21 protein-coding genes are annotated in these 22,720 nt (G+C 73.4%); 13 read left to right on the forward strand and 8 right to left on the reverse strand.

The features are described from left to right. Positions 1 to 2: 2 nt before the first annotated feature. Both ACZ6J5_RS03830 and ACZ6J5_RS03835 read left to right on the forward strand, forming a co-directional pair. Positions 3 to 614 (forward strand): OmpA family protein, encoded by a 612-nt coding sequence (locus ACZ6J5_RS03830; protein ID WP_469387252.1) that lies wholly within the window; start codon positions 3 to 5, stop codon positions 612 to 614. A gap of 6 nt (positions 615 to 620) precedes the next feature. After that, complete coding sequence (locus tag ACZ6J5_RS03835) at positions 621 to 1,856, forward strand: hypothetical protein (protein ID WP_469387254.1); 1,236 nt, start codon at positions 621 to 623, stop codon at positions 1,854 to 1,856. Here ACZ6J5_RS03835 and ACZ6J5_RS03840 read toward each other — a convergent pair. Then, on the reverse strand, positions 1,801 to 2,793 hold the full coding sequence (locus tag ACZ6J5_RS03840; protein WP_469387256.1) for an endonuclease domain-containing protein: 993 nt from the start codon (positions 2,791 to 2,793) through the stop codon (positions 1,801 to 1,803). The genes ACZ6J5_RS03835 and ACZ6J5_RS03840 overlap by 56 nt on opposite strands. 169 nt (positions 2,794 to 2,962) lie before the next feature. Between ACZ6J5_RS03840 and ACZ6J5_RS03845 the strand changes: the two genes are divergently transcribed. Together ACZ6J5_RS03845 and ACZ6J5_RS03850 are read left to right on the forward strand one after the other, a co-directional pair. Then, positions 2,963 to 3,319, forward strand: a complete 357-nt coding sequence (locus tag ACZ6J5_RS03845; RefSeq protein ID WP_469387258.1) for a DUF7674 family protein — start codon at positions 2,963 to 2,965, stop codon at positions 3,317 to 3,319. Positions 3,320 to 3,462: 143 nt separating this feature from the next. Continuing rightward, complete coding sequence (locus ACZ6J5_RS03850) at positions 3,463 to 4,575, forward strand: hypothetical protein (protein WP_469387260.1); 1,113 nt, start codon at positions 3,463 to 3,465, stop codon at positions 4,573 to 4,575. Here the strand turns inward: ACZ6J5_RS03850 and ACZ6J5_RS03855 are convergent. Continuing rightward, positions 4,547 to 4,951, reverse strand: a complete 405-nt coding sequence (locus ACZ6J5_RS03855; RefSeq protein WP_469387262.1) for a DUF192 domain-containing protein — start codon at positions 4,949 to 4,951, stop codon at positions 4,547 to 4,549. The two genes, ACZ6J5_RS03850 and ACZ6J5_RS03855, sit on opposite strands and share 29 nt — an antisense overlap. Positions 4,952 to 4,980: 29 nt before the next feature. On the opposite strand from ACZ6J5_RS03855, the gene ACZ6J5_RS03860 reads away from it, so the two are divergent. Further along, positions 4,981 to 5,727 carry a prepilin peptidase gene (locus ACZ6J5_RS03860; protein ID WP_469387264.1) on the forward strand — a complete coding sequence of 249 codons (747 nt, stop codon included), beginning with the start codon at positions 4,981 to 4,983 and terminating at the stop codon, positions 5,725 to 5,727. Positions 5,728 to 5,752: 25 nt separating this feature from the next. After that, complete coding sequence (locus tag ACZ6J5_RS03865) at positions 5,753 to 7,276, forward strand: DUF2079 domain-containing protein (RefSeq protein WP_469387266.1); 1,524 nt, start codon at positions 5,753 to 5,755, stop codon at positions 7,274 to 7,276. A 266-nt stretch (positions 7,277 to 7,542) separates the two neighbouring features. Here the strand turns inward: ACZ6J5_RS03865 and mgrA are convergent, their stop codons facing one another. Continuing rightward, a complete protein-coding gene (gene mgrA, locus ACZ6J5_RS03870; protein ID WP_469387267.1) occupies positions 7,543 to 8,580 on the reverse strand; it encodes an L-glyceraldehyde 3-phosphate reductase in 1,038 nt (345 codons plus the stop codon). A gap of 110 nt (positions 8,581 to 8,690) precedes the next feature. Here mgrA and ACZ6J5_RS03875 point away from each other — a divergent pair, with 110 nt between their 5' ends. The 5 genes from ACZ6J5_RS03875 to ACZ6J5_RS03895 all read left to right on the forward strand — a co-directional run bounded on the left by ACZ6J5_RS03875 (position 8,691) and on the right by ACZ6J5_RS03895 (position 14,375). Further along, complete coding sequence (locus ACZ6J5_RS03875; RefSeq protein WP_469387269.1) at positions 8,691 to 9,452, forward strand: isoprenyl transferase; 762 nt, start codon at positions 8,691 to 8,693, stop codon at positions 9,450 to 9,452. A gap of 352 nt (positions 9,453 to 9,804) precedes the next feature. After that, positions 9,805 to 11,127, forward strand: coding sequence for a PhoH family protein (locus ACZ6J5_RS03880; protein ID WP_469387271.1), 1,323 nt, complete (start codon positions 9,805 to 9,807; stop codon positions 11,125 to 11,127). A gap of 360 nt (positions 11,128 to 11,487) precedes the next feature. Beyond that, on the forward strand, positions 11,488 to 12,180 hold the full coding sequence (locus tag ACZ6J5_RS03885) for an aggregation-promoting factor C-terminal-like domain-containing protein (RefSeq protein WP_469387274.1): 693 nt from the start codon (positions 11,488 to 11,490) through the stop codon (positions 12,178 to 12,180). 102 nt (positions 12,181 to 12,282) lie between these two features. Next, positions 12,283 to 13,695, forward strand: a complete 1,413-nt coding sequence (locus ACZ6J5_RS03890; RefSeq protein WP_469387276.1) for an AI-2E family transporter — start codon at positions 12,283 to 12,285, stop codon at positions 13,693 to 13,695. Continuing rightward, on the forward strand, positions 13,692 to 14,375 hold the full coding sequence (locus ACZ6J5_RS03895) for a hypothetical protein (protein ID WP_469387278.1): 684 nt from the start codon (positions 13,692 to 13,694) through the stop codon (positions 14,373 to 14,375). Before ACZ6J5_RS03890 ends, ACZ6J5_RS03895 begins: the two co-directional genes overlap by 4 nt. A gap of 61 nt (positions 14,376 to 14,436) precedes the next feature. Here ACZ6J5_RS03895 and ACZ6J5_RS03900 read toward each other — a convergent pair whose 3' ends face one another. Next, complete coding sequence (locus ACZ6J5_RS03900; protein ID WP_362472776.1) at positions 14,437 to 14,970, reverse strand: alkyl hydroperoxide reductase; 534 nt, start codon at positions 14,968 to 14,970, stop codon at positions 14,437 to 14,439. A gap of 2 nt (positions 14,971 to 14,972) precedes the next feature. Further along, positions 14,973 to 15,527: a peroxiredoxin gene (locus tag ACZ6J5_RS03905; protein ID WP_362472773.1), complete on the reverse strand. Its 555-nt coding sequence runs from the start codon at positions 15,525 to 15,527 to the stop codon at positions 14,973 to 14,975. 152 nt (positions 15,528 to 15,679) lie between these two features. Here ACZ6J5_RS03905 and ACZ6J5_RS03910 point away from each other — a divergent pair, with 152 nt between their 5' ends. Further along, entirely contained in the window at positions 15,680 to 16,615 is a 936-nt protein-coding gene (locus ACZ6J5_RS03910) for a LysR substrate-binding domain-containing protein (protein WP_469387281.1), read from the forward strand. Between the two features lie 69 nt (positions 16,616 to 16,684). Here the strand turns inward: ACZ6J5_RS03910 and ACZ6J5_RS03915 are convergent, their stop codons facing one another. Genes ACZ6J5_RS03915 through ACZ6J5_RS03925 form a run of 3 tightly spaced genes read right to left on the reverse strand, consistent with a single transcriptional unit; the run spans position 16,685 to position 20,231 of the window. Next, the gene (locus ACZ6J5_RS03915) at positions 16,685 to 19,030 is read right to left on the reverse strand and encodes an FtsX-like permease family protein (protein ID WP_469387283.1); all 2,346 of its coding nucleotides are present in this window, start codon (positions 19,028 to 19,030) and stop codon (positions 16,685 to 16,687) included. Next, positions 19,027 to 19,710: an ABC transporter ATP-binding protein gene (locus tag ACZ6J5_RS03920; protein ID WP_469387285.1), complete on the reverse strand. Its 684-nt coding sequence runs from the start codon at positions 19,708 to 19,710 to the stop codon at positions 19,027 to 19,029. Before ACZ6J5_RS03920 ends, ACZ6J5_RS03915 begins: the two co-directional genes overlap by 4 nt. Beyond that, the gene (locus ACZ6J5_RS03925; RefSeq protein ID WP_469387287.1) at positions 19,707 to 20,231 is read right to left on the reverse strand and encodes a PadR family transcriptional regulator; all 525 of its coding nucleotides are present in this window, start codon (positions 20,229 to 20,231) and stop codon (positions 19,707 to 19,709) included. The genes ACZ6J5_RS03920 and ACZ6J5_RS03925 overlap by 4 nt, the downstream gene beginning before the upstream one ends. Positions 20,232 to 20,458: 227 nt before the next feature. Here ACZ6J5_RS03925 and ACZ6J5_RS03930 point away from each other — a divergent pair, with 227 nt between their 5' ends. After that, positions 20,459 to 22,675 (forward strand): transglycosylase domain-containing protein, encoded by a 2,217-nt coding sequence (locus tag ACZ6J5_RS03930; protein ID WP_469387289.1) that lies wholly within the window; start codon positions 20,459 to 20,461, stop codon positions 22,673 to 22,675. The last annotated feature ends 45 nt before the right edge of the window (positions 22,676 to 22,720 follow it).

Below are 22,720 nucleotides of genomic sequence, written 5' to 3' on the forward strand. Positions count from 1 at the left end.
CCATGACGACGACATCCCGCAGACTCGCCGCTCTCACCGCCGGTCTCGTGCTGCTGTCCGGCACCGTCGTCGCCGGGAGCGCGCGGGCCGACGATCCGCCCGGGGCGGCCGGGAGCGCGTCGCCGCCGCCCGCCATCGACGCGAACGCCCCCGAGCTGATGCTCCCCGACGGCGCCACCCTCGCCCCCGCGAAGATCCTCGACATCAAGCAGATCGTCGAGGAGCAGGGCGGCGAGCAGCGCCGCGAGGACACCAACGTCGACGTGACCTTCGCGCTCCAGGCCGAGGTCCTGTTCGGCAAGGACAGCGCCAAGCTGAGCCCCGCCGCCACCGCCCGGATCGCCGCCATCGCCGTGGAGATCAACAAGCAGGGCTCCGGCCGGGTCCGTGTCTTCGGGTTCACCGACGACCTCGGGACCTACGAGCACGGCCTGAAGCTCTCCAAGGCGCGCGCCGACGCCGTCCAGCAGGAGCTCGCGAAGAACCTCGACGCAGGCACGACCTTCGAGATCCGCGGCTACAGCGAGGACTACCCGATCGCCGACAACGCCACCGAGGAGGGGCGGAAGAAGAACCGCCGGGTCGAGGTCTCCTTCCCCCGGACCACCGGGTAGCCGCCGGTGCCCCCGCTCCTCGCCGCCCTGCTCGCCGCAGCGCTGCTGGGCGGCACCGCGGCGCCCCGCCCCGCCGTGCCGCCCGGCTACCGCACCGCTCCCGACGCCCGCCCCGTCCGCTCCGGGGCCGCGCTGCCGGGCCCCGGCACCTACACCGACGCCCTCGCGCGCGGCGAGACGCACACGTACCGGCTGCGGCTCGACGGCACCTCGGACGTCTTCCTCTCCGCCGTCCTCGCCCCTGAGCCCGGCGACCCCGTCGACGTCGTCGACGGCCTCTCGCTCGCCCTGCGCTCCGCATCCGGCGCGCCCTGCGGCCCGCCCAACGACATCCGCTTCTACGGCGACACCGCCCGCCCCGTCGCCGACTACGTCTCCCGCCGGATCGGCCCCGGGCGCCCGTGCCAGGAGCCGGGGGAGTACGTCCTCGTGGTCGAGGGCGTCGGCCGCTCGCTGGGCGCGGTCCGGCGGCGGACCGTCGAGCTCGGCTACGTCGCCGACGCCGCCCCCGACGGCGCGGGCCCCGCCCCCACCGGCTGGAGCACCGCCCCGCCCGCCGCCCTGGGCACCGGCCCCGTACGCGGCACGGCCCGCGGCGGCACCGGCTTCAACGACGCCGCCCCCGTCGCCGACGGCACCTGGCGCGACGAACTGCGCCCGGGGGAGAGCCGCTTCTACCGGGTGCCGGTCGCCTGGGGCCAGCAGCTCTTCGTGCGGGCCCGGTTCGCCGAAGGCACGCCCCCGCCGGGCCGGTCCGCCCTCCCCGACGGGCTCCGGCTCGCGCTCTACAACCCCGCGCGCGGCGCCGTCGAGGAGCGCAAGGCGCTGTACACCGGCGCCCCGGCCGACCTGCTCCTCGCCACCGCCCCGGCCGCCTACGCCCAGCGGAACGAGGGCGCCACGGACGCGGTGAGCGCGATGCGCTTCGCGGGCGCGTACTACGTCCAGCTCACCCTCGACCGTGGCGCGCCCGCCCCCCTCGCCCTCGACCTCGAACTCGCCCGTCTGCCCGCAGGAGACGGGGCAGGGGACGGGAGCGGGAACGGGGGCGGGAACGGGGACGGGGACGAAGGCGGGGGCGGCGGGACCTCCGGCCGGGTGCCCGATCCCGCGCTCCGGGCGCTCGGCTTCGCCGGGATCGGCACCGGCACCGTCCTCGTCGCGGGCCTCGGCGCCTGGCCCTTCGTCATGGGGCGGCGGCGGCCCCGGGGTCGGCACGCGGCGGCGTCCCGAGAGAGCTGAGGGCCGCCCGGACCGAGGCCGTCATCCGGTCCGGGCGCTCGAACACCTCCCGTGCCGTGAAGCGCAGCACCCGCCGCACCCCCGGGCAGCCCCCCAGCGCGTTGAACCGCCGCACGTCCCGCTCGTGCGCCTCCCGGGTGCCGTGGAAGGCGAAGCCCTCGATCTCCACGGCCAGCCCCTCGGCGCGGAAGTAGAAGTCCGGGCGCAGCGCCTGCCCGCCGGGCGCCCGGAGCACCGGCTGCACCTCGGGGAACAGGCCCGCGTCCCGCAGCCGCAGCCGGGCGACCGTCTCGGCGGGCGAGCCCGCGCCCGGCTCGGCCAGCGGCAGCCAGCGCCGGGCCCGAGGGCCGCCCGGGCGGTGGGGCACCGCGAGCGCCGCCGCCAGCGCCTCCCGGTCCACGAGCGGATCCCGGCACCGGCCGCCCACCCGGCGGCGGGAGAGCGCCGAGTCCGCGACCATCAGCGCCTCCTCGCGCGTGGCGGCGGCGCGTATCAGGTCGGCGACCGTCCTCGCCGGGCTCGTCACCCGCAGCCCGCGCCGCACCGCCCGGTCACGGTCCGTCAGGCAGGCGGTCCCGTGCACACGTATCCGGCCACCCGTGGAGCCGCCTCCGGGCCCGGTGAACTCCAGCGGCTCCGCCCCGTCAGGACCGAGCGCCCCACCCGTACCGCCCCGGCCGGGCGCCGGGAGCTCGATGCGGTGCAGCGCCGCCGCCGTCCGGTGGCTGCACACCAGCTCCGGCCGGAGCAGCTGGACCGCCCCGGCCCGCACCCACCGGTCCACCTCCTTCCCCGGGACCGCCCAGGCGCCCCGGCAGATCCGCTGCCAGCCCTCCCCGCGCAGCCGCGCGGCCAGTCGCGCCCGCGGCCAGCCGGCCGCGAGCGCCCACACCGAGAGGAGCGTCCCGCCCCTCGCGAGCCTCGCCAACTCGTACATACGCGCAAGGATCCACGGATGGGGGATCTTTCGCACCCCCTGTGGAAAACCGTGCATAAGACGTCGTCAGGAAAGCGCAAAAGTGACGGGACGGGGCACTTCAGGAGGAGCATCCTGGTCGGAAGAGCATCAACTACAGAGCGCTTTCGAAGTCCGAAATGGGCAGCCCATGACGACCACGACACCGAGTGTCCAATTGGTCAGCGACCTCGTCGACCGGATCCCCGAGTTCCGTGACGCGTACGAGTCGCACGTCTTCAGCCAGGGCGGTGTCCTGCCGCACGTCTTCTTCTGGGACGTGGTCCAGGGCACGGTCAGCTCCTTCCTCGCGGACCAGGACCGCTGGCGCCGGACTCTGGACTTCCTGGAGGAGCAGTGCCGCCGGGGCGTCCTCGGCATCGACGAGGTGATCGTCACCTCGTTCCTGGGCGACCTGCCCAAGCCGCCGGAGCCCGGCCACGAGATCGCGGGGCAGCTCGGCCCGGTGCTCTCGGCGAAGTACCTCCGGCTCCGCCCGCCTGGCTGAGCCGACCGCCCCGGGACCGCCCCGACCGCCCCGGGACCGCCCCGGGCCGGGCCCGACCGCCCCGGGCCAGCCCCGACCGCCCCGGGCCGGGCCCGACCGGCGCCGGGCCGGTCCCGCCGGATGCTGCGGACATAATCGACCGCATGTCCCGCAGCACCCCCGCCCCGCCCCGCCAGGGGCCGCCCTGGGCCGCCCTGGGCGCCTACGCCGCCACCCGTCTGCTCGGCCTCGCCGTGCTCGCCGTCGTCGCGGCGGCCACCGGCAAGGACGGGCCGCACCGGCTCTCGGGGCGCTGGGACGCGGTCTGGTACGCCCGGATCGCCGAGCACGGCTACGGCTACCAGGTCACCCTCCCCGACGGCGCCGTCCATTCCGATCTGGCGTTCTTCCCGCTCTTCCCGGCCCTCGAACGGGCCGTCGCCGCCGTGCTGCCCGTCGACGTGCCCACCGCCGGGCTGCTGGTCTCCTGGACCGCCTCGCTCGCCGCCGCCTGGGGCATCCACGAGGTCGGCGCCCACGTGGCCGGGAGGCGCGCCGGTCTGGTGCTCGCGGTGCTGTGGGGGGTGTACCCGACGGCGTTCGTGCAGTCGATGGCGTACACGGAGACGCTGTTCACCGCGCTCGCCGCCTGGTCGGTGCTCGCCGTGCTGCGCGGGCGCTGGATCCTCGCGGGCGCGCTGTGCGTGCTCGCGGGCCTGACCCGGCCGACCGCCGCCGCGCTGATCGCCGCGATCGGGATCACCGCCCTGGTCACGGTCGTACGGGAGCGGCGGCTGCGGGCCCCGGTCCTCGCGGGCGCGCTGCTGGCGCCGCTCGGCTGGCTCGCGTACATCGTCTACGCCGGCGTCCGGCAGGGCAGCGCCACCGCCTACTTCGAGGTGCAGGCCGCCTGGGGCAACTCCATCGACGGCGGCGTCGCTCTGGCCCGCTTCATCGCCGGGCTGCCCTGGCCCGCCGCCCTCGGCCTGTGCGCCGCGCTCGCCCTGCTGGGCTGGCTGCTCGTCCTGTGCGTGCGGCAGCGGCAGCCGCTCCCGCTGCTCGTCTACACGGCCACCGTCGTCCTGATCTCCCTGGTCGGCGCCGCCTACTTCGGCTCCCGGCCGCGCCTGATGATGCCCGCGTTCGGGCTGCTGCTGCCGCCCGCGGCGGCCCTGGCCCGGCTGCGCGCCCGGACCGCCGTCCCGGTGCTCGCCCTGCTCGCGCTGGCCTCCGCGGTCTACGGGGCCTTCACCCTGCTGGGGTCCGGTCCACCGTGACCCGCACCCCCGGGCGCAGCCCCCACGCCGTCATCGCGCCCGCCTCCGCCTCCAGGACGTGCCGTCCGCGCGGGCGGATCATGCCGAGCCGGCCCGGCCGCATGGCGACCACGGCGAGGACGGTCAGCGAGCGGTCCAGATAGGCGACGTCGAGGGGGAAGCGCATCCCGAAGGTGTGCACGCTGTTGGTCGGGGTGATGAACAGCGCCCCCGCGATCCCGTCCCGGCCGAGCAGCCCGCGCCGCCGCGCGCGGTAGGAGGCGGCGATCTCCAGCGGCACCGCCCCGCCCGGCGTCCCCAGCGTCGCCGCCCCGTCCCGCCACACCCGGCCCGGCAGCCGAAGCCGCCGTCCTCCCGGTCCCTCTGGTCTCCCCATGGCGCCGACCCTAGTTCTAGGGTCGGCGGGTGGACCCCGTCTCGCTCGCCTTCGTCGTCGCCGCCGCCCTGTGGGGCGCGGCGGCGGGCCTCCTCGTGCCCCGGGCCGCGTACCGGCTCGCCGTCCCCGCCGGGGAGCCGTGGCGGGACCGCTGCCCCGCCGGGCACCCCTTCGCCGGTCCGGCCCGCGGCTGGCTGGGCGGACCGGGCCGGGCCGGCTGCGCCACCACCCGGGCGCCGTCCGTCGCACCCCTGGTCACGGCGCTGGTCTGCGCGGCGCTCGCGGCGGCCGCCGGCGGGCCCCGGCCGGAGCTCGCGGTCTGGCTGCTGGCGGCCCCCTTCGGCACCCTGCTGGCCTGGGTGGACGCGCGGGCGCACCGGCTGCCCGACCCGCTGACCCTGCCGCTCGCGGCGGCGCTCCCACCGCTGCTCGGGGCCGCCGCCCTGCTGCCGTGCGCGGCCGGGTCCTGGCGCCACGCCCTGCTGGGCGCGCTGGTGCTCGGCGGCGGCTATCTGCTGCTCCACCTGACCCATCCGGCCGGGCTCGGCTTCGGCGACGTGAAGCTGGCCGTGCCGCTCGGCGCCGCGCTCGGCTGGTACGGCTGGGGCGTGCTGTTCACGGGCGCCTTCGCGGGCTTCCTGCTCGGCTCGCTGTACGGCCTCGGGCTCGTCCTCGCCCGGCGCGCGGGCCGGGGCTCGGCGATCCCCTTCGGGCCCTTCATGCTCGGCGGCGCCCTCCTCGGCCTGCTCCTCGGCGCGTTCACCGCCACCCCCTGAACGGGCCGCCCTAGCATCACCCCATATGCGGACAATCGTCGAAAAACCGGCATCAGCCACGCAGGGGGCGGCCCCGCCCGCCCCCACCCCCTGGTACCGGCGCCCCGGCGTCCTGCCCTGGGCCTGGGCCCTCGGCCTGTGCCTGCTCTACTCGACCGTCGCGGTCCGCCGCCACCAGCTCCTGCGCACCACCGGCTACGACCTCGGCATCTTCGAACAGGCCGTCCGCGCCTACGCCGAACTCCGCGCCCCCGTCGCCCCCTTGCGCGGCGAGGGCTTCAACCTCCTCGGCGACCACTTCCACCCCCTGCTCGCCGCCCTCGCCCCGCTCTACCGGCTCCTCCCCTCCCCCCTCACCCTGCTCGTCGCCCAGTCCGCGCTCCTCGCGCTCGCCGTCGTCCCGCTCGCCCGCTGGGCCCTGCGCGCGCTCGGCCGCCGCGCCGCCCACTGCGTCGCCGCCGGCTACGGACTGAGCTGGGGCGTCGCCTCCGCCGCCGCCTTCGACTTCCACGAGGTCAGCCTCGCCGTGCCGCTGCTCGCCTTCGGCCTGGAGGCGCTCGGCGCCCGCCGCTGGCGGGCCGCCGTCGGCTGGACGGCGCCGCTCCTCCTGGTCAAGGAGGACCTCGGCCTCACCCTCGCCGCCGTCGGCGGCTACCTCGTCCTCAAGGGCCGCGCCGACCGAGGCGTGCTCCGGCTCGGCCTCGCCACCGCCGCCGCGGGCCTGCTCGGCTCGTTCCTGGAGATCACGAGGGTGCTGCCGGCCCTCGCCCCGGCAGGCGGCTACGCCCACGGCGGCAACCTCGCGGCGGCGCACGGCTCGCTCCTCGGCGCCCTCGCGCACGCCCCGCTCGACCTGCTGCGTCCGGAGACGAAGGCCACCACCCTCGTGCTCGTCTTCGCCCCCTCCGCGCTCCTCGCGCTGCGCTCCCCGCTCGCACTGATCGCGCTGCCCACCCTCGGCTGGCGGATGGCCTCGGAGAACGGCTTCCACTGGGGGACCGCCTTCCACTACAGCGCGATCCTGATGCCCGTCGTCTTCGCCGCCCTCGTCGACGTCCTCGCCCGCGAGCCCGACCCGCGCCGCCGCCGCGCCCCGCTCGCCACCGTGCTCGCCGTGACGGCGGTGCTGCTGCCCTCGTTCCCGCTGGCCCAGCTCGCCCAGCGGGCCACCTGGCACACCACCGCGCACGTACGGGCCGCCCGCGCGCTGCTCGCCGAGATCCCCGACGGCGCCACCGTCGCCGCCTCCAACCGGCTCGCGCCCCAGCTCACCGCCCGCTGCGCGGTGGTCCTCTTCCCGACCTTCCCGGTCGGCGGGCGGCTCTACGACTACCCCCGCGAGGTCCCGCCGCCGACCGCCGAGTGGATCGTCCACGACAGCGAGACCCCCGAGTCCTGGCCGTACAAGCCCGGCCACTGGCCCTACCCGCTGCCCCAGCAGCTCGCGGAGCTGCGCGACGCCCAGCGCCTGCACGGTTACGAGCTGGTCGCCCGCCGTGACGGCATCACCCTGCTGCACCGGACGAGGGCCCCCCGCACCCCGTCCTGACCTGCGGCGCCGCGTCAACCGGGCGATCCGGCGCGGGGGTCCCCCGTCGGAGGTACCGATTCCGCCGCCACGCCGGGCGCAAACCCGCCACGCACCCCCGGAGCCCTTGTGCCGCTTGGCCTCCGGCGAATCCGCGACACTCCGGTCGGCGCGGGTGGCGCGCAGCACGACTAATGAAGGGTTATGGTGGAAACCCCCCCTCGGGCCGGTCCGTATCCCCCCCACGGACCGGCCCGTTTTTCTTCTCCCGCGCCCCTCGGGGCGCGTCAGCCCCGGCCGGCCCAGATGTTGGCGCCCTCGGTGTCGACCGCGAAGGAGTCGATCTCCTCCAGCTCCGCCGCCGACAGCGGAGCCGCGGCCAGCGCCGCCACGTTCTCCTCCAGCTGCGCCACGCTCGACGCGCCGATCAGCGCCGAGGTCATCCGCGGGTCCCGCAGCACCCACGACAGCGCGAGCTGCGCCAGCGACTGCCCGCGCCGCCCGGCGATGTCCGCGAGACCGCGCAGCCGGCGCAGCACCTCGTCGGAGAGCAGGTTCGGGTCGAGCGACTTGCCCTGGGTGGCCCGGGAGCCCTCCGGGATGCCCTTCAGGTACTTGTTGGTGAGCAGGCCCTGGGCCAGCGGCACGAAGGAGATGCAGCCCATGCCGGCCGCCTCCAGCGTGTCGAGGAGCCCGTCCTCCTCGGTCCAGCGGTTGATCATGGAGTACGAGGGCTGGTGGATCAGGGCCGGGACGCCCATCTCCTTGAGGATCCGCGCCGCCTCGGCGGTCTGCTCGCTCGTGTACGAGGAGACGCCCACGTACAGCGCCTTGCCCTGCTGGACGGCGGAGGCGAGCGCCCCCATCGTCTCCTCCAGCGGGGTCTCCGGGTCGAAGCGGTGCGAGTAGAAGATGTCGACGTAGTCGAGGCCCATCCGCTTGAGCGACGCGTCGAGCGACGACATCAGGTACTTGCGGGAGCCCCACTCGCCGTACGGGCCGGGGTGCATCTCGTAGCCCGCCTTGGTCGAGACGATCAGCTCGTCCCGGTAGGGCGCGAAGTCCTGCGCGAAGATCTTGCCGAAGTTGAGCTCGGCGGAGCCGGGCGGCGGGCCGTAGTTGTTCGCCAGGTCGAAGTGGGTGACACCCAGGTCGAAGGCGCGGCGCAGGATCGCCCGCTGGGAGCCGAGGGTGCGGTCGTCGCCGAAGTTGTGCCACAGGCCGAGCGAGACGGCGGGCAGCTTGAGCCCGCTGCGGCCGGTGCGCCGGTACTCCATGGCGTCGTAGCGGGTCGAGGAGGCGCGGTACAGAGGGGAATCAGTCACGTATCTCTGCTTATCACGGACTTGTGACAGTCCCGGGCTGGGAGGCCGTGACCGGTGCGCAGTAATGTGGCGGCTTCGGGGGGCCGACGCTCATGGAGGGGTAAAGAACGGTGAACCTGCGCGACCTGGTGTACGGACTGTACGCACGCCGGGTGGAAGGCCGACTCGACCACGCCCAGGTGCCCAAGCACATCGGTGTCATCCTCGACGGCAACCGCCGCTGGGCCAAGGCCGCCGGCGGCACCCCCGAGCAGGGTCACAAGGCGGGCGCGGACAAGATCAGGGAACTGCTCGGCTGGTGCTCCGAGACGGACGTCGAGGTCGTCACCCTCTGGATGCTGTCCACCGACAACCTGAACCGTCCCGAGGAGCAGCTCGTCCCGCTGCTCTCGATCATCGAGGACGCGGTCCGCGCGCTCGCCTCCGACGGCCGCTGGCGGGTGCACCACGTCGGCACCATGGACCTCCTGCCCGCCCGCACCCAGTCCGTGCTGAAGGAGGCCGAGCAGGCCACCCACGACAACACGGGGATACTCGTGAACGTCGCCGTGGGCTACGGCGGCCGCCAGGAGATCGCGGACGCGGTCCGCTCGCTGCTCCTGGAGCACGCGGAGAAGGGCACCAGCTTCGAGGAGCTCGCCGAGATCGTCGACGTCGAGCACATCTCCGAGCACCTCTACACGCGCGGCCAGCCCGATCCGGACCTGGTGATCCGCACCAGCGGCGAGCAGCGCCTGTCCGGATTCATGCTGTGGCAGAGCGCGCACTCCGAGTACTACTTCTGCGAAGTGCACTGGCCGGCCTTCCGCAAGGTCGACTTCCTGCGCGCGCTGCGCGACTACGCGGCGCGGCACCGGCGCTTCGGCTCCTGACCCCCGGCGCCCCGGCGCCCCGCGGGCATCCCCGGACCTCCCGGACACCCCCGGTCCCTCCGGTGTCTCCGGTCACCCCTTGTTCATGAACACGCCGTCATATGCCTCGGCATGACGGCGTGTGTTCGAGGGCATATCCCTGGTGAAGTGAGCGGCACGGAGACCGCCACCCGGGAGGCCCTTTGCACCAGGACGACCGTGCAGTGTCTGTACGGACGAAGCGGAGGGCCGGAGCTCGGCCCGCGCATCGCGGCCTGAGCCCGGTCCCATTCCGCAGCGACGGCGGTTCCCCCGCGGGCGGAGCCGTCGCACCCCGACCTCACAGGGGTGCTCGAAGGGGGTCTGTCCTTCCGTGGTGACCAGCACGAAGCGCCGCTTGTCCGACAGGCGCACCTATGTTCTCGACACCAGCGTCCTGCTGGCCGACCCCAGCGCGATGACCCGCTTCGAGGAGCACGAGGTCGTGCTCCCGATCGTCGTGGTCACCGAGCTGGAGGCCAAGAGGCACCACCCCGAGCTCGGCTACTTCGCCCGGCAGGCCCTGCGCCACCTGGACGACTTCCGGGTCCGGTACGGCCGCCTCGACGCCCCCCTCCCCATCGGGGACGTGGGCGGGACGCTCCGCGTCGAACTCAACCACTCCGACCCCGGCGTCCTCCCGGCCGGCTACCGGCTGGGGGACAACGACTCCCGGATCCTCGCGGTCGCGCGCAACCTCCAGGCGGAGGGGTACGACGTCACGGTCGTCTCCAAGGACCTGCCGCTGCGGATCAAGGCGTCCTCGGTCGGGCTGCTCGCCGAGGAGTACCGGGCCGAGCTCGCCATCACGGACTCCGGCTGGACCGGCATGTCCGAGCTGGCCCTCTCGGCGGACCAGGTCGACATCCTGTACGACCAGGAGCGGCTGTACGTGCCCGAGGCGGCCGAGCTGCCCGTGCACACCGGTCTCGTGCTCCAGTCCGAGCGCGGCAAGGCGCTGGGCCGGGTCACCGCCGACGGCGGCATCCGGCTGGTGCGGGGCGACCGGGAGGCCTTCGGGATCCGGGGCCGCAGCGCCGAGCAGCGGATCGCGCTGGACCTGCTGCTCGACCAGGAGGTCGGCATCGTCTCGATGGGCGGCCGGGCCGGCACGGGCAAGTCGGCGCTCGCGCTCTGCGCGGGCCTGGAGGCGGTCCTGGAGCGGCGCCAGCACCAGAAGGTGATGGTCTTCCGCCCGCTGTACGCCGTCGGCGGCCAGGAGCTCGGCTATCTGCCGGGCACCGAGGCCGAGAAGATGAGCCCCTGGGCCCAGGCGGTCTTCGACACCCTCTCGTCCGTGGCGGGGCGCGAGGTGATCGAGGAGGTGCTGGGGCGCGGGATGCTGGAGGTGCTGCCGCTCACCCACATCCGGGGCCGCTCGCTGCACGACGCCTTCGTCATCGTGGACGAGGCCCAGTCCTTGGAGCGGAACGTCCTGCTGACCGTTCTGTCCCGGATCGGGGCGAATTCCCGGGTGGTGCTCACCCATGACGTCGCCCAGCGCGACAACCTGCGGGTCGGGCGGTACGACGGAGTCGTGGCCGTCGTCGAGAAGTTGAAGGGGCATCCGCTCTTCGCCCACGTCACGCTCACCCGCTCCGAGCGCTCGCAGATCGCCGCGCTCGTGACCGAAATGCTGGAGGACGGGCAGATCTGACCCGTTTCACACCCCAGTTGGCGCCGCCCGGCGAAGCGCAGGAGCTTAGCCGGGCGGCGCCCTGCTGTCCGCCGTATCGGCCAAATCCCGTGCGCCTGTTCGGGTGTGAGCTTTCACACGCGGTACGGAATTGCCTTGCGGTACGGGCGTCCGGCAAAGTCTTGCTTCCGTCAGGCCCCGCATACGGCACACGTGCACCCTCAGGGGTGCGGCACCACACAACTGAACAGCCGTCAGCCGTATGCCGCCCACAGCACCACGGGCCCGTGTCTTCTGTGACCCAGCAGTTCGGAGACCAGCGCCAGGGGCACGATTTCGCCCGCTTGGTCACCTGTGCGGGCGATGCTGGAAGGAAACCGTGTGAGCCGGATCTCGGTCCGGGGATTCGCGGTGGCTTCGGCCACTGCGGTCACCACCGTCGGCGCCGTCGTCGGCGTCGCCTCGGGCAACGCCGCGCAGCCCGCCGACGACAACTTCGAGGCCACCGCGGCCGACACCACGCTCCTCGCGGAGATCCCCGCGGGCGAGCAGGCCAAGGTACAGGTCTCCACCCTCGCGGAGCAGGCCGACGTGCAGGCCGCCGCCGCCGACTCCCTCGTGCGCAAGTCCGCCGAGGAAGCCGCCCGCGTGCAGGCCGCCAAGGACGCCGAGGCCAAGAAGAAGGCCGCCGACAAGGCCGAGAAGGAGCGCAAGGAGGAGGCCGACCGCGCCAGCCGTTCCGCGCTGCGCGACGCGAGCAGCTTCTCCGCCCAGGGCTCCTACAGCGTCTCCGAGGTCAAGGCGATGGCCCGCCAGATGATCCCGGCGGACCAGTTCCAGTGCTTCAGCAACATCGTGGACCACGAGTCCGGGTGGAACTACCGCGCGGTCAACGCCGGCTCCGGCGCCTACGGCCTCGTCCAGGCGCTCCCCGGCTCCAAGATGTCCTCGGCCGGCGCCGACTGGCAGACCAACCCCGCCACCCAGATCAAGTGGGGTCTCAGCTACATGGACGGCCGCTACGGCAGCCCGTGCGGCGCCTGGTCCTTCTGGCAGGCCAACCGCTGGTACTAGTACCGGCACCGCTCTCAACTTCGCGCAGCCCCTCGCCGTCCTACGGTGGGGGGCTGCGTGCGTGTAGGTTCGGGGGGATTCGGAGGGGGAGAGGGAAACAGCATGTCGAGACTGCCAGGATGGCTGAACAGGCTGGGCGCGAGCGTCAGCCGGATGGGCGAGCGCCTGGACGAGCGCCGCGCCGAGGCCGAACGCGAGGACCCACTGGGCCCGCCCCCCGTGCCGCCCGTGCCCCCCGTGCCGCCGCCGAAGCCGCCGGAACCGGCGGTCACCGTCGTGAAGGAGCCCGTCGCGGTGCCGCCCGCCGGCGCCGACCCCGCCGCCTCCGTGCCCGCGCCGCCCGCCTACGCGCCCGCGGTCGCCGCCCGGCCCGACCCCGTGGCCGCGATCCCGTGGGGGATGCGGGTCGCCGCCGAGGCCGGCTGGCGGCTGCTCGTGCTCGCCGGGACGGTCTGGGTGCTGATGAAGGTGATCAGCTCCGTCCAGCTCGTCGTGCTCGCCTTCGCCGCCGCGCTCCTCATCACCGCGCTGCTCCAGCCCATCGTGGTCCTGCTGCGCCGCAAGGGCCTGCCGCACGGGCTGGCCACCGCCGTCACCGCCGTCTCCGGCTTCGTCGTGATGGGGCTGGTCGGCTGGTTCGTGGTCTGGCAGGTGATGGACAACATCGACAACCTGTCCGACCAGGTCCGCGACGGCATCGAAGAGCTCAAGCGCTGGCTCCTCGACAGCCCGTTCCACGTCACCGAGTCGCAGATCAACGACATCGCCAAGAACCTCAGCGACACCATCGGCGCCAACGCCGAGCAGATCACCTCCGCCGGGCTCCAGGGCGTGACCGTGGTCGTCGAGGCGATGACCGGCATCCTGCTCGCCATGTTCTCCACCCTCTTCCTGCTCTACGACGGCAAGAAGGTCTGGGAGTGGACGCTGAAGCTGGTGCCCGCGCAGGCCAGGCCCGGCGTCGCCGGAGCCGGTCCGAGGGCCTGGATCACCCTCACCGCGTACGTCCGGGGCACGGTGCTCGTCGCCCTGATCGACGCCGTCTTCATCGGCCTCGGGCTCTACTTCCTCGACGTGCCGATGGCGGTGCCGCTCGCCGTCTTCATCTTCCTGTTCGCCTTCATCCCGATGGTCGGCGCGGTGCTCTCCGGCGCCCTCGCCGTCGTCGTCGCGCTCGTCACCAACGGGGTGTTCACCGCCCTGATGGTGCTCGTCGTGGTGCTCGCCGTGCAGCAGATCGAGGGCCACGTCCTCCAGCCCTTCATCCTCGGCCGGGCCGTGCGGGTGCACCCCCTCGCGGTGGTCCTCGCCGTCGCCGCCGGCGGACTCACCGCGGGCATCGGCGGCGCCGTCGTCGCCGTCCCGCTGGTCGCCGTCGCCAACACAGTGGTCGGCTACCTCCGCGCGTACAGCCACGAGCAGGCCCTGCGGGCCGCGCCCGAGCCGCGCGGGGCCACCGCCCACGACGTGGCCCCGACCCCGGCGCCCGGCGCGGCCGAGCGGGTGGACGGTTGATCTCGGAGCCGGAGCTCGTCGGCGGTACGGGGTACCCGGCCGCGCTGGAGCCGCTGCCCGCCGAGCGGGGCCCGCGCGGACCCCGCCGCCCCTGGCTGTGGGCGCTCGGCGGGGCCGCCGCCGCCTCGGCGGTGTGGGGCGCCGGACTCCTCGCGTACGAGCGGAGCGGGCCCGACGGGCCCGACTTCAAGGGCTACCGGGCCGAGGACGAGCCCTGCCGTCGGGCCGCGCTGCCCGGCCTGACCGCCGCCTTCGGGCCCAAGGGCGAGGCCACCAACCCGATGGTCCTGGACCATCCGGGCCTGTTCCGGGCGGAGTGCTCGGTCACCCTGGCCGCCGAGCCCGTCCCGTACCGGCTCTCCGTCTCGTACACCCTGCACCGGGTCACCGACCCCCGGCCCGAGTTCGAGGCGCGGATGAACGATCCCTTCCGGGAGATCGGCGACCGCGTCTCCGGGGCGGGCCAGCTCGCCTACCTGCGCGACGAGGGCGCCACCGGCGACATGACGCTGAGCGTCCTGGACGGGCAGGCGGTCGTCGAGCTGGCGCTCACTCCGGAGCTGGTCCACGAGGGCGACGGGCCGCCCAAGGAGCCGCCTCGGCTCGATCCCGCCGCGACCAGGACCTACCTCCTGGAGGACATGAACGCGCTGCTGGCGGCGCTCAGGTCCACGGCATGACGGAAGGGCCCCGGGGCGTGCTGCGCCCCGGGGCCCTTCTCGTCGTGCGTGCGGACCGGACCTACTCGGCCAGGACCGCCTCGGCGTCCAGCGTGACGCCGACCGCCTGGATGACCGCGGCGATCTTCACGGCCTCCTGGATCGTCTCGCGCTCGACCCCGGCCTTGCGCAGGACCTGCTCGTGCGAGTCCAGGCACTGGCCGCAGCCGTTGATCGCGGAGACGGCCAGCGACCACAGCTCGAAGTCGACCTTGTCGACCCCCGGGTTGCCGATGACGTTCATCCGCAGACCGGCGCGCATCGTCCCGTACTCCGGGTCCGACAGCAGGTGCCGGGTCCGGTAGAAGACGTTGTTCATCGCCATGATCGCGGCGGCCGACTTGGCGGCCTGGTACGCCTCGGGCTTCAGGTTGGCCTGGGCCTCGGGCTCCAGCTCCTTCAGCACCTTCGGCGAGCGCGAGGCGATGGCGCAGGCGAGCACCGTGCCCCACAGCTGCTGCTGCGGCAGGTCGCTGTTGCCGATGACCGAGCCGAGGTTCAGCTTCAGGTCCTTGGCGAAGTCCGGGACGGCGGCCTTCAGCTCATCGAGCGCCATGCTCACTCACCGGCCAGGAGGGCGCCGGCGTCCAGCGTGTCCTCGCCCTTGTTCCAGTTGCACGGGCACAGCTCGTCGGTCTGCAGGGCGTCCAGCACCCGCAGGACCTCCTTGGGGTTACGGCCGACGGAGCCGGCGGTCACCATGGTGAACTGGATCTCGTTGTTCGGGTCCACGATGAAGACCGCGCGCTGGGCGAAGCCGTCCTCGCCGCGCACGCCGCAGTCGCTCATGAGCTCGTGCTTGGAGTCGGCCAGCATCGGGAAGGGCAGGTCACGCAGGTCGGCGTGGTCCTTGCGCCAGGCGTGGTGCACGAACTCGGAGTCGCCGGAGACGCCCAGGATCTGCGCGTCGCGGTCCGCGAACTCGTCGTTCAGCTTGCCGAAGGCGGCGATCTCGGTGGGGCAGACGAAGGTGAAGTCCTTCGGCCAGAAGAACACCACGCGCCACTTGCCCTCGTAGGACTTGTGGTCGATCTGCGCGAACTCCTTGCCGCTCTCCAGCGACACGCAGGCGGTCAGGTCGTAGGTGGGGAACTGGTCACCGACAGTGAGCACGCGCTCTCCTTGCGTTTCGGAAGGGTCCCTTTTGGGGTCTTCCGTGAGGGGTTGGACGGATCCCCAGCATGGCACGGAGTGCATTGATCAGTGAAATAGCTAGACTTGCTCACGTTGATCGAAGGTGGTTATCAGTGATTCCCGTACGGCGCGTGAAGCAACCCAGCCTGTCCCAGCTCAGAGCCTTCGCGGCGGTCGCGGAGCACCTCCACTTCCGGGACGCGGCGGCGGCCATCGGGATGAGCCAGCCGGCTCTCTCGGGCGCGGTGTCGACTCTCGAAGAGGCACTCGGTGTCCAGCTCCTTGAGCGTACGACGCGCAAGGTGCTGCTCTCGCCCGCCGGGGAGCGGCTCGCGGTCCGGGCCGGCGCCGTGCTCGACGCGGTCGGCGAGCTCATGGAGGAGGCCGAGGCCGCCCAGGCGCCCTTCACCGGCGTGCTCCGGCTCGGCGTCATCCCCACCGTCGCCCCCTACCTGCTGCCGACCGTGCTGCGCCTGGTCCACACCCGCTACCCCGCGCTCGACCTCCAGGTCCACGAGGAGCAGACCTCCTCGCTGCTCGACGGGCTGGCGGCCGGGCGGCTCGACCTGCTGCTGCTCGCGGTGCCGCTCGGCGCGCCCGGCGTCACCGAGATCCCCCTCTTCGACGAGGACTTCGTCCTGGTCACCCCCGAGGGGCACCCGCTCGCCGGGCGTACGGACATCCCGCGCGAGGCCCTCAAGGAGCTCAAGCTGCTGCTCCTCGACGAGGGACACTGCCTGCGCGACCAGGCCCTCGACATCTGCCGCGAGGCCGGGCGCACGGAAGGGACGCCGGTCACCACCACCGCGGCGGGCCTGTCCACGCTGGTCCAGCTGGTGGCGGGCGGGCTCGGGGTGACGCTGCTGCCGCGCACCGCCGTCAAGGTCGAGACCGCCCGCGACTCGGCCCTGCACACCGGCCGCTTCGCCGACCCGGCCCCGTCCCGCCGGATCGCCCTCGCCATGCGCACGGGCGCGGCCCGCCAGTCGGAGTTCGCGCAGCTGGCGGACGCGCTGCGCGAGGCGATGCGGCGGCTGCCGGTACGCGTGACGGGCGCGGCGACCTGAGGTCCCCGCGCCCGCCCCGGGGCGCGGGGACCTGAAGACCCCGCGCCCATCGCCGTACCGTCCCGGCCGCTACTCCGTCCTGAGCCCGTCCGCGCGCATCAGACGCCACAGCAGCGGCAGGCTCAGCAGGGTCACCGCGGCGATCAGCGCCGCGCCCACGCCGGCCACCGGCAGGAAGACCCACCAGTCCTCGACCGACTTGCCGATCATCCGCAGCAGCGCCGCGCCGAGGGCGAGCCCGCCGGCCACCGCGAGGGCGAGCCCGAGCACGATCGGCACCGTCGTCTGCCACAGCACCGACCAGGCCAGCGTGGAGCGCCGGGTGCCGAAGGCGACCAGCGAGGACAGCAGCCGGCGCCGTTCGCGCAGCTGCTCCAGGGTGGTGACCAGCAGCGACGCCGCCACCAGCAGCATGGTGAGCGTGGCGCCCACCAGGATCCCGGTCCGGACGCTGGAGTACTGCGCGTCCCGCTCCGTGTTCCGCAGGGTGTCGACCCGGGTGAGCGGGTCGAGGGCGGCGACCGTGTTCCGGATGTACTCGGCCGCGTCCGGCACCGCCGGGTCGACCCGGATCATGACGTTGGCGACCGGGGCGTCGAGCCGGGCCGCGTCGAGCGCCTTCGGGGTGGCGAGGACGCCGAACTGCTTCATGCCCATCGGGTCCAGGCGGGAGTCCACCACGCGGGCCGTGGCCGGGATGCGCCAGGTGGCCGGCGCGGCCTTGCCGCGCGCCCGCTCGCCCAGCGCCACCTCGGCGCCCGGCCTCGCGGTCGAGCTCACCCACGCGTCCTCGGGGCCGCCGTCGCCGTGCGTGAGGGCGATGAACACGTCGCCGTCCGCGCAGGAGGGCAGGGTGGCGAGCTCGCGCAGCGAGGCGCAGTCGCCGACGAACGCCGAGGTGATCCCGCCGCCCTCCTGGCCCTTCGGCCGCGGACCGGACTGCCACACGTTGGACTCGATGACCCCGGAGACCCCGGTGACGCCCTTGGTCCTCGCCAGCCGGTCCACCGCCCGGCGGGCCGTGTCCCCGTCCCGGGCGTGCACCCGGGTCTGCATCTGGGCGCGGGCGGTGTCCTGGTTGGTGGGCCGCATGAAGTCCTGCTGCATCGCCTGGAAGAGCATCGACAGGGCGATCGCCCCGGTCGCCGCGACGACGATGCCGCTGACCGTGCGGGCGGCGGCGCCGCTGCCGATCTGGAGCCGGCGGACGGCGAGCTGCCAGGCCACCGGGCCGCCGTGCAGCGGCTTCACCAGGGCCTCCACCAGCCAGGGCAGCAGCGTGGTGAGGCCGATCAGGGACAGGGTGGCGCCGGCGGCGATCCAGACCGTGTCGATCTGGGTCTCGTCGAACTCCACGCCCGAGACGGACGGGACGAGGAGCGCCGCGCCCGCCAGCACGAGCACCAGCCGCCAGACGAGCCGGCGGGGCCGCGGGGCGGCGGTCCTGACGACGCCGAGCGGCTCGATGGCCACCTCGCGCAGCGCGAAGAGGGTGACCGCGACGGCGGCGACCGGCACCGCGCCGACGATCAGCGCGGCCAGCCAGGGCAGCGGGGACACGTCGGACGGGAAGGCGTTGACGTCCCAGAACGTCACGGTGCCGGCGAACTGCCGGGCCGCGGCGAAGAACCCGGCGCCGGCGGCGAGCCCGAGCACGGCGCCCGCCAGGGACTCGCCGGCCGCGATCCGCCGGGTCATCGCGGTGTCCGCGCCGACCAGCCGCAGGGCCGCGAGCCGCCGGTCGCGCTGTTCGCCGCCGAAGCGGACGGCGGTGGCGATGAAGACCAGCACCGGCAGCAGCAGCACCACGCAGCCGATGACGACGAGCAGGAGCAGGAAGGCGTTCTTCGGCTCCTCGGGCACCGACCAGCCGTAGGTCCTGCCGCGCCCGTCGTTGTCGTCGGTGGTGAGGGTCGCGCTGCCGGCCACGTACCGCAGTTCGGCCGGGCCGATCAGTCCGGCCTCGCCCAGGGTGCCGACGGACCTGTACGGCAGGCGGTCGCGCAGCAGCGCCCCCTCGGGGGAGCCGAGCAGCTCGGCGAGGGCGGGGGAGACCAGCATCTCGCCCGCGCGCGGGATCGCGGCGGCGCCCGGGGGGATCGCCGCGCGCGGGCCCTCGGGCCGCAGCACCAGGCCGGTGACGGCTTGGCCGCGGAACTCGGTCTCGTGGCCCACGTGCAGGAAGGTGTCGGGTCCCGGCTTGGCGACCTCGTAGCTGGCGTCGGGCACCCGGGCGGACTCCCGGACCTCCCGCTGGAAGAGCATGTTCGGCAGCGAGGCGGCGACCAGCAGCAGGGCCACGCCGAAGCCGATGCCGGTCGCCGTCAGGGCCGTGCGGATCCAGCCGCCGCGCCCGCCGGTGACGGCGAACCGCGCGCCGAGCGCCAGGTCGCGGGTCCAGTTCCGCGGTCTCATGCCGCCCACTCCGTGTCCCGTACGGAGCCGTCGCGGACGACGACCTCGCGGTCGGAGTAGGCGGCGACCCGGGCCTCGTGGGTGACCAGGACGACGGCGGCGCCGGTGTCCCGGGAGGCGTCGGTGAGCAGGCTCATGACCCGCTCGCCGTTGAGCGAGTCGAGCGCGCCGGTCGGCTCGTCGGCGAAGATCACCCGAGGGGCGGTGACGAGCGCGCGGGCGACCGCGACCCGCTGGCCCTGGCCGCCGGAGATCTCGCCGGGGCGCTTTCCGGCCACGTCCTCGACCTCCAGGCGGGCCAGCCAGCCGCGCGCCCTCTCCTCGGCGCTCTTGCGGCGCTCGCCGTTCAGCCGCAGCGGAAGGGCGACGTTCTCGACGCAGGTCAGCTCGGGGACGAGCTGGCCGAACTGGAAGACGAAGCCGAAGTCGGCGCGGCGCAGGGCGCTGCGCTGCCCGTCGGTGAGGGCGGTGAGCTCGCGCCCGTCGTAGTGGATGGTCCCGGCGTCCGGGCGGACGATGCCGGCGAGGCAGTGCAGGAGGGTCGACTTGCCGGAGCCGGAGGGACCCATCACGGCGACGACCTCGCCGGCCCGCAGGACGAAGTCGGCCCCGGCGAGCGCGGGGGTCGGTCCGTACGCCTTGTCGATCCCGCTCGCTCTGAGCAGCGGTTCGGCGCTCATCGGCGGACCTCCTCGGCGAGCCGGTCCAGGCGCGCGGCGGTCAGTTCCAGCCAGCGCAGGTCGGCTTCCAGGTGGAAGAGGGCGTGGTCGCAGATGAGCTGGTCGGCGAGGTCGCCGTCCTTCTTGCGCCGGGTGAGCTCGCGCATCAGCCGCAGGTGCTCGGTGCGCTGCACGTCGAGGAGCTCGGCGGCGCCCCGGCCGGTGAGCAGGGCGAGGACGACCTTGGTGTAGAGCGTCGACTGGAGGTAGGGCTCGGGCTTCTCGGGGGTGGCCAGCCACTGGCCGACATCGGTGATGCCGGCCTCGGTGATGGCGTACCGCTTGCGCTCGGGGCCGCCGCCGGCCTCGATGCCGTCGACCTCGACGAGGCCGTGCTTCAGGAGCCGGGACATGGTCGAGTAGACCTGCCCGTAGTGCAGCGGCCGGTCGTGGCCGAACCGCTCGTCGAAGGCGCGCTTGAGGTCGTAGCCGTGGCGCGGGCCGGACTCCAGGAGTCCGAGCAGGGTGTGACCGATGGACATGAGCGTCACTGTACATGGGGTGTATACGCACGATGTATACCGAGGTGGGGGCCTCGGGCAGGCGAAATGTGACCGGCGGCACACAACCATCGGGCGCTCCCGAGCGTCGGTTCCGTCGGGAGCGGGTGCTGATTGTCACGTCCGGAAAATACGGATCGATCGCCCTTTGTCTCCATGGGCGGTGTTAGCTTTCTGAGCTGATTCCACGACGAGCGGAGCACGGAGACATGGGTCCAACGGGCAAGGACCAGGCGAAGAAGGGCGGGCGGATACGCCGGCTCTTCACCTGGAAGAAACTCCTGGGCACGTTCATCGTGGGCTGCCTGCTCGTCATAGGCGCCTTCTACACGGTCTACGCCATGGTCCCGGTGCCGACCGCCAACGTCGAGGCGACGCTGCAGAGCAACATCTACAAGTACTCCAACGGCAAGGTCATGGCCCGCACGGGCAAGGTCAACCGGGAGATCGTGGGCCTGGAGAAGGTGCCGCTGGACGTCCAGCGGGCCTTCGTCGCCGCCGAGAACAAGACGTTCTACAAGGACAACGGCGTCGACATCAAGGGCACCGTCCGCGCCGCCTGGAACACCCTCACCGGCAAGGGCAAGCAGGGTGGTTCGACCATCACCCAGCAGTACGTGAAGAACTACTACTTGAGCCAGGACCAGACGGCCACGCGCAAGCTCAAGGAAATGGTCATCGCGATCAAGGTCGACCAGAACATGAAGAAGCCGGAGATCCTCGCCGGCTACATGAACACCAGCTACTACGGCCGTAACGCCTACGGCATCCAGGCCGCCGCGCAGGCGTACTACGGCGTCGACGCGAGCAAGCTGGACGCCGGCCAGGGCGCCTACCTCGCCTCCCTGCTCCAGGCCCCCAGCCAGTACGACTGGACCGCCGCCAGCCCCGAGGGCCGCAAGCTCGTCGAGCAGCGCTGGAACTACGTCCTGAACAACATGGTCGAGGAGGGCTGGCTCGACGCGGGCAAGCGCGCGGGCATGAAGTTCCCCGTCCCGCAGAAGCCGAAGGCCCCCAAGGGCATGAGCGGCCAGAGCGGCTACATCGTCGAGGCCGCCAACCAGGAGCTGATGCGCCAGGGCGTCAGCGAGGAGGACCTGAAGGCCGGCGGCTGGACGATCACCCTCAACATCGACGAGAAGCGCCAGAAGGCCCTTGTCAAGGCCGTCGACGACGAGCTTGAGGACAAGCTGAACCGCAAGGACAGCAAGAAGCAGGCCACCGTCCAGGCCGGCGCGACCTCCGTCGACCCGAAGACCGGCGCGGTCGTCGCTCTGTACGGCGGCGTCGGCGCCACCGAGCACTGGACCAACAACGCCACCCGGCGCGACTACCAGCCCGCCTCGACCTTCAAGCCGCTCGTCCTCGCCTCCGCGATCGACAACGGCTCCGTGACCCAGGACGGGCGCAAGATCGGCCTCGGCACGGTCTACGACGGCGACAGCAAGCGCCCGGTCGTCGGCAGCCGCATCCCCTTCGCCCCGGAGAACGAGGACAACCAGAGCTACGGCCCGGTCAGCGTGCAGAAGGCCACCAACTCCTCGATCAACTCGGTCTACGCCCAGATGATCGTCGACGTCGGCCCCACCAAGACCAAGCAGACCGCGATCGGCCTCGGCATGAAGGACGGCGTCGACTTCGGCGCCACCCCGTCGATGTCCCTCGGCGTCATGGGCGCCTCCACCATGGACATGGCCGGCGTCTACGCGACCCTGGACAACCACGGCGTCAAGGTCACCCCGACCCTGGTGAAGTCCGCCGAGCACAAGGACCGCAAGGCCGAGCCGGTGAAGTCGATCGGGGACCGGGTGATCAGCCGCGAGGCCGCCGACACCACTACCAAGGCCATGCAGGGCGTCGTCCAGTCCGGCTCCGGCTTCCGGGCCGCCGGCGACTACGCGGCGGCCGGCAAGACCGGCACCTCCGAGAACAACCGCTCGGCCTGGTTCGTCGGCTACACCCCCGAGCTGGTCACCGCCGTCGGCCTGTTCGGCGAGGACGCCAAGGGCAACCAGGTCACCCTGACCAACACCATCAACGACGGCCGCGCCAACGGTGGCCGCACCCCCGCGCAGATCTGGGGCGCCTACACCACCGCCGCGCTCGGCGGCGGCTCGGACACCCCCTTCGACCTGAAGACCGACGGCACCTCCGGCGGTGACACCGGCCTGCCGACGCCGACCGGGACCTCCAGCGGCTCTCCGACGCCGACCACGACGCCGAGCGACGAGGCGACCACGCCGACCCAGCCGCCGGCCTCGACGGCCACCACGCCGCCCCGGCCGCCCACCTCGACGGCGACGACCCCGCCGGAGCCGACCCCGACCGGGGGCACGACCGGCCCGACGACGGAGCCGCCGCCGGACGGCGAGAACGGCGCCCTCGACGGCAGACGCCAGGGCCAGGGACAGGCACAGGGACAGTGAGACACGGCGACGGCCGGGCCCCCCGCACAGGGGCCCGGCCGTCGC

The sequence above is a fragment of the Streptomyces sp. NPDC042100 genome (assembly GCF_055582325.1).